This window comes from Paracidovorax wautersii (assembly GCF_900113035.1).
GTDB lineage: Bacteria > Pseudomonadota > Gammaproteobacteria > Burkholderiales > Burkholderiaceae_C > Paracidovorax > Paracidovorax wautersii.
The window spans coordinates 1-6,411 of record NZ_FONX01000039.1; the positions used below are offsets into that span (position 1 = coordinate 1).

Genomic DNA, 6,411 nt, shown 5'->3' on the forward strand with positions numbered 1-6,411 from the left:
GTCGCAGCGCTGGCCTCCAACCCCAGCGCCACGCTCGATGTTCTGCAGCCGTTCACCAAACCCGAACTGTGGACCAGTGGCGTCGAGCAATCGCGCGCGCTCGGCGCAATGCTGGGGCGCTTGGGTGTGGGTGCTGGCTCCAGCCGACAGGTGGTCCCTGACATCGGCTTACCCGCGGCAATGCGTTAACCGATCCGTCACAAGGAAATCCCAAAGCATGGCACGTCGGTTTGAGGGTCTCGACTCATCCTCGGAGATCTCGGAGTTAAAGCTTCGGGAGGACCTTCGGCCGTTGTCGGTCAAGCTGCGTGATTGGTGGCTCACGCCCGATGGTCAAACCACCACGCTCATGTGCATGCTCGGATTGGCCGTCATTGGGATCTGGGCCCCATTTGCTGGGGAGGTGGTGTTGCTGCTCGTGCTGGGATTCAGCGCGCTGCAGCTGAACTACAAGAAACGCAAATGGGACTTCCCGCTGCGTGTGCCGATGTCTGCTGGGCTGATCGACGGCAGCACGAACAAGGAAGGCAAGGGCATCATGTTCGTTGGCAACGAGATTGGCTCGGGCTTGCCCGCGTCGATCTCGGACAACGACGCTCGGACCCACGCCCTGATCTTCGGCACTACTGGATCGGGTAAGACCGTCTTCCTGATGGGCTTTGTGTTCTGCAGCCTGGTCTACAACGGAGGTGCCTCGTACACGGATGGCAAGGGCGACGTGAAGCTCTGGCTCTTGTTCATGAACGCGTGCCGGATGCTGGGCCGCGAGGATGACCTGTTGCTCATCTCTTTCATCACGTCAGGGCACGAGTTCTACGATCGTCAAGAGACCAAGATCAGCAACACCATCAATCCCTATGCCAACGGTAGTTCAGGGATGTGCACGGAAGCCTCGATCTCGCTGATGGACTCTGGCGGCGGCGACGACATGTGGAAGGGTCGCGCGATCGCATTCCTTGGCGGTCTCATCAAGCCCCTTGTCTTCCTTCGCGATCAAGGCGAAGTGCTCCTCGATGCGGAGCTGATCCGCGATTATTTCGACCTGCCAAAGTTGGAGAAGTTTGTCTGGGATGAAAACGATATCTGGAAGGGTGGCCTGAATCGGGAGCAGGGTTACTTCTCGAAGAAATACGGAAAGGTGTGGAAAGCGGTCATTCGGCCTCTGGAGGCCTTCATGACCACCATTCCTGGCTATGACAGGTCCAGACTTGGCAAGCAGGAACAGAAGACCCTGGAGCAGCACGGCTACATCACGATGCAGCTGGCGCGGCTGTTCGGTGACCTGGCCGACAACTATGGGCACATCATGAAGACCCCGCTCGGCGAGGTGGACATGTATGACGTTGTGATCAATGACCGGATTCTCGTGACTCTCCTGCCGGCGCTGGAGCGCTCTCCCGAATCGTTGGGGATGCTCGGTAAGATCATCGTAGGTGGGATCAAGCAGATGGCCGCAGGCTGCCTTGGCAATAAGGTCGAAGGCCTGCGTCGGGAAATCGTCGAGGCCCGGCCCACCAATTCCCCCGTCCCGTTTCCAACCATCTTCGACGAGTACGGCTACTACGCTGTGCTCGGTTTCAGCTCGATGCCCGCTCAAGCGCGGAGCCTGGGCTTCATGGTTGTCTTTGCAGCCCAGGACTTTGCGTCCTTGAAGAAGTCCAGCCCCGAAGAGGCTGATCAGACATGGGAAAACACGAACCTGCGCGGCATCGGCCGCATCACGTCGGGCACTGCATCCGAGACCTACAAGCGCATGGTCGAACTCGGCGGCACCGCCAACGTGGCTGAGGTGTCTGGCTGGGAGATCGATCGCACCAGGCTCGTTTCGAAGTTGCGTGCGAGCGAACAGATCAAGATCACAGAGAAGCCTCGCGTCAACACTCACGACCTTCACTCGCAAGCTGACGGCGAGTTTCACCTTTTTCTTGGGAAGAAGGAGCAGGGTGGCCAGAAGGGCTTGATGAAGATCGTCAGGGTGAACGGCTTCTTCTCGGAAATTGTCCATGGAGGCAGGCGAGACAAGAAGAACGAGCAGCCCAATGTGGAGTACCTGTGCATCAACCACTTTGCACGGGTAGCCCCTCCCGCGGAAATTGTCTCGCCCGCAACAAACGCAATGATCAAGGGTGACAACGGGATCAGGGCCGCCATTGCCAACGACCAGCTGACGTTGCCGATCAGCACGATGGAGTCGCGCAATCCCATTCCCATCATGAGCGGGGAGTTGTATCGCCTCAATAGCGAGCTTGAGAACCCCTTTCCGCTACTGGACCAAGTCTTCGCAGGCATGGCGTACCTGGCTATCTCTGAGCAAAAACGCAAAGCCGACATCATGAAGTCGCTAGATCTGGTGACCTCAAGCGTGCCGGCGGTCAAGGCCGCGAGCAAGCCGCCGCCGATCGTCACTGCCCAGACGGACGGGGGAGCAAGCAGCTCAGGATCAGGAGGGCCGGTCCAGGCGATGGTTCCGACGAAGGTGAATGTGCCTGTCGGTTTGCCCGGCACCATTGGCAAGCCGCCGGCTGCGATCGGGAAGCCTCCGGTGGGGGCTTCGCCGCTCAAAGTGGGCGCATCGCCTCTGTCGAAAGCTGGTCTCTCCGCGCCGCCCGTTGTACCTGCAGGTTCTGCTGCTGCTTCCTCCGCCGCCGCATCAGTGCCGAATGTCGAGGCCAAGGCTCCGGCAGCGGACGGTGATCCGCTGGTGCTCAGCGACGGCGACAAGGAGTTGTTGGCCAAGGTGAATCTGTTCACGAACGGAGAAGTCGATATTCCCGTGAACTCGGTTACCAAAGAACAACTTGTTCAACTCGCACAAGATTTGTTGACCGCAGGCAGCGACGTGCTTGGCATCGATCTTGGAGAAGCCAACCCACAGGACGTCATCGACAACGCTCAGGCCCGAGGGACCATCCAGTCGAGCGTCAAGGTGCTTGATGCACAAGCGATCACGGATGTGATTCTGGCGGTGGACCCTAGCGTGTTGAGCCCTGACCAGGAAGCCGCCAAGCGCCGCGAGGCGCGTGCTTTCGTAGACAACATGGCGGCCGGCTCCACGTACTTGGATCTGCCGTTGCCCAACAGCGCCTTGCCCGTGGCCAGCTTCAAGGACGCAGTCGATGCCCTTGCAGAAGGAGTGTTCGATGGGGAATAGGGGGCAAATCGCGCGCATCGCGTTACGCGGCCTCTTTCTGGGCATCCTTACTGCTGTGTTCGCAATGGTCGTCTGGTATGTCTGGCGTCCTTCCCACCTCGTCTGGGCGCGCAATGCTTACGCGATGACCCAAGCGGGGGCCTGGGATGGCTGGGAAGGGTTTATCGCACTGCTAGCGTATTGGTTCTTCGAGCTGCGCGGGCGCGCCATTGTCACTGTGCTGGCGATGGTGCTGTGGTGCCTTTCTGCGTGGTCAGTGCTTGGCAGTGCAATCAGGGGGCACATCCATGACTGAACGAATGTCTGCCGCGCAGTACAGCTCCATGATCGCAACCGCAGGAGGCTCCGGCCGTTCGGGTGGGAGGATGCTCCGCCTGCCGGCCGACTTTGTTCAGGTGGCTCGGGCCAAGCCAGCGAAATCTCCGGCATCCGACTCTGAGCAAGCTGACGAATCGCCTCGAAAACAACGTATCAGCAGCGCCCAGAAAGCGCGCGAGCGGGTCGCGAAAGTGGTCGATGCTTTGGAGACGTCGCGGATTGAGGTCGATTACAGGATCAACGACGACGGCACAGAGCGTGCACTGATCCGTGTGGTTGGGGGCGAAACGTTACCGCCGAATCGGGCGGCCAACATCGGTCGCGAAGTCTCCAAGCTCTCGCAAAGGACGTTCAGTCGATATAAGCACGCCTGCGCTGATCGCATGCAGGATGCGGCAACGCTGCTGCAGCAGCAAGTCATCGCTGCAGGCAATCCACGCTTCAATGCACATTTTCGCAAGGTACGTGTCTCATACGGCCGCCAGGTCGTCGAGACGCGCCGCCTGATTGATGAGGACGCGGTTGGATACTCGTTCAAATACCTGCTTGATGGCGTGGTGCGTGCAGGAATGCTGGTGGACGATTCCAGGAAGTATGTACGCATGGGCGAGCATATTCAACGGCAGGGATCGGAGTCGGTGCTGCTCATCGTTCTGGAGACGATGCTGCCGGAGGCTGCTTCATGAAGCGCGTGAGCTTGGTAGACAAGGTCTCGGCCGCATCGGATATCAGCAAAGCGCTCGTGCAGTTTGGCTGCAGCGCTAACGTCTACGGAATAGCTATCTATACAGCTATGTGGCGAGAGCGCGCTGAGCAGTGCATGTCGGCGATGGTGCAAGTGTGCGCATTTTTGCGATCGAGATCCGACCCGCATCTGACGACCGAGCTGATCCACGACATGTTCATGCAACTGGCGGTACTGGAGAGTTTTGCTTGGGACAAGGCTGAGGTCTGGAAGATCCACAACCGTCCAGATGGCTACTTTGCCGGCAGCTATGGCGATAGCTGGACGACGGCCGTCGAGCCACTCAAGCAATTCATCCAATCGCTTCCTGCCTATGTCGATGATCGCCGGGGCCAGCAGCAGCTGCGCGCTACCGATGAGTACATGTTCGTTGTGCGCCAAATGGCAGGGATGTGCTGCGGATTCAAGATGGGTAGCCGAGGTCCCTACGTTTCAGCGGAACCATTGCCGGAGGCCGAGCAGGTCAACCGGATTCTGATTTTGGATAAAACAGCAGCAGGAGAAGAACATGACGTCACTGGTTATCGCCGAGAAGCCCTCGGTCGCTAGCGATATTGCAAAGGCCCTCGGCGGGTTCCAGCAGCGCGACGGATTCTGGGAGCGCGATGACATCATCATCAGCAGTGCCGTGGGCCACCTGGTGGAGATCGTGGCGAACGAAGGTGAGAATCGTCCGCGAGGTTTCGCCGGGCTGCCCGTCATCCCTGACCCGTTCGGGCTGGAAGTGATTGCCGGCCGTGAATCTGCCTTCAGGACCCTGCAGAAGCTGCTTCGGCGTCAGGACGTCGATATGGTCTACAACGCGTGCGATGCGGGACGGGAGGGTGAGCTGATCTTCCGGCTCATCATCGAGAAGGCAGGATGCACGCATCTGCCAACGCGCCGGATGTGGATGCAGTCCATGACCAAAGAAGCGCTTCGCGATGCCTACGCCGTCGCGATGCCGGGCTCCGAGAAGGACAACCTCTACCGTGCGGCCCGGTGCCGCTCCGAAGGGGACTGGCTGGTGGGCATCAACGGCTCTCGCGCGATGAGCGAGATCTTCAAGGCGATGAGTGGGCGTCACGAATCGTCATCCACAGGGCGCGTGCAGACGCCCACTCTGGCCATCCTGGTGGATCGTGAGATGGCCATCAAAAACTTCGTGCCCGAGAACTACTGGGAGATCCATGGCGCCTTCGCTACAGGGGCGGAAAGCTACAAGGGGCGTTGGAAGGGTGAGGCGAATGCACCAGTCGAAGGGCAATCGGAGGAAGAAGCCGATGCTGCATCGTCTCGCTTCTTCGACCAGGCACGTGCACGAGAGGTGCTCCAGCGCATCGACGGCCAGCCAGTGACCCTCGTCGAGGAAACGACGAAGCCGCAGGCCTCCGCGCCCCCGTCGCTGTTTGATCTCACGACGTTGCAGCGCGAGGCCAACAAGATCTTCAAGATGTCGGCCAAGAAGACGTTGGAGATCGCGCAGAGCCTGTACGAACGCCACAAGGTGACCACCTACCCGCGGACGAACTCCAAGCACCTGCCCGAAGACTACATCCCCACGGTCAACTCCGTCATGAACGATCTGCAGGGCTCGCCCTGGGGGCAGCACGTGAAGACCATCATCGACTCGGACTGGGTTCAACCGAACAAACGGATCTTCGACAACGCCAAGATCGAGGATCACTTCGCGATCATTCCAACGGGGCTGCTTTCAGACCAACTGGACCAGGACGAGAGGCGCATCTACGAACTCATCGTGCGTCGGTTCATCGCCGCGTTCTTCCCCAGCGCCGAATTCGACATCACCAAGCGCATCACGTATATCGGCAGCGACGCCTTCTATTCCAGCGGCAAGGTGATGGTGGCCGCTGGCTGGATGGCGGTGCTCGGTGCCTTCGACGAGGACGGGAATCGGATCGGCGCGGGGGACAAGGTCCTTAGTGCCATCGCCGAAGGCGAGACGCCAACCGTGCAGGCCATGGAGTTGGTCTCCGGTGTGACGAAGCCGCCCAGCCGGTACTCCGAGGCAAAGTTGCTCGGGGTGATGGAGACCGCCGGCAAGTTGGTCGAAGACGAAGAGCTGCGCGCAGCGATGAAGGATCTCGGGCTTGGTACGCCTGCAACACGCGCCAACATCATCGAGACGCTGAAGGATGACGGGACACAGCACAAGCCGCCGAAGCCGAAGGAGCCCTATGCACGGCTCATTGAGAAC

Annotated in this window: 6 protein-coding genes; all 6 read left to right on the forward strand. The window is 59.7% G+C overall.

All coding sequences use genetic code 11. The annotated features are described in order from the left end of the window. The coding region (locus BM070_RS25045) for a hypothetical protein (protein WP_217648971.1) at positions 1 to 189 on the forward strand (189 nt) is incomplete at its 5' end. A gap of 28 nt (positions 190 to 217) precedes the next feature. Beyond that, positions 218 to 3,151: an FtsK/SpoIIIE domain-containing protein gene (locus BM070_RS23655; RefSeq protein ID WP_092942779.1), complete on the forward strand. Its 2,934-nt coding sequence runs from the start codon at positions 218 to 220 to the stop codon at positions 3,149 to 3,151. Continuing rightward, positions 3,117 to 3,446 (forward strand): hypothetical protein, encoded by a 330-nt coding sequence (locus tag BM070_RS23660; protein ID WP_139222989.1) that lies wholly within the window; start codon positions 3,117 to 3,119, stop codon positions 3,444 to 3,446. The genes BM070_RS23655 and BM070_RS23660 overlap by 35 nt, the downstream gene beginning before the upstream one ends. Beyond that, the gene (locus BM070_RS23665) at positions 3,439 to 4,155 is read left to right on the forward strand and encodes a hypothetical protein (protein ID WP_139222990.1); all 717 of its coding nucleotides are present in this window, start codon (positions 3,439 to 3,441) and stop codon (positions 4,153 to 4,155) included. The genes BM070_RS23660 and BM070_RS23665 overlap by 8 nt, the downstream gene beginning before the upstream one ends. Beyond that, positions 4,152 to 4,763 (forward strand): hypothetical protein, encoded by a 612-nt coding sequence (locus tag BM070_RS23670; RefSeq protein WP_092942788.1) that lies wholly within the window; start codon positions 4,152 to 4,154, stop codon positions 4,761 to 4,763. Before BM070_RS23665 ends, BM070_RS23670 begins: the two co-directional genes overlap by 4 nt. Beyond that, a partial coding sequence (locus BM070_RS23675) for a DNA topoisomerase (protein ID WP_245785347.1) occupies positions 4,723 to 6,411 on the forward strand: 1,689 nt, incomplete at its 3' end. The genes BM070_RS23670 and BM070_RS23675, both read left to right, overlap by 41 nt.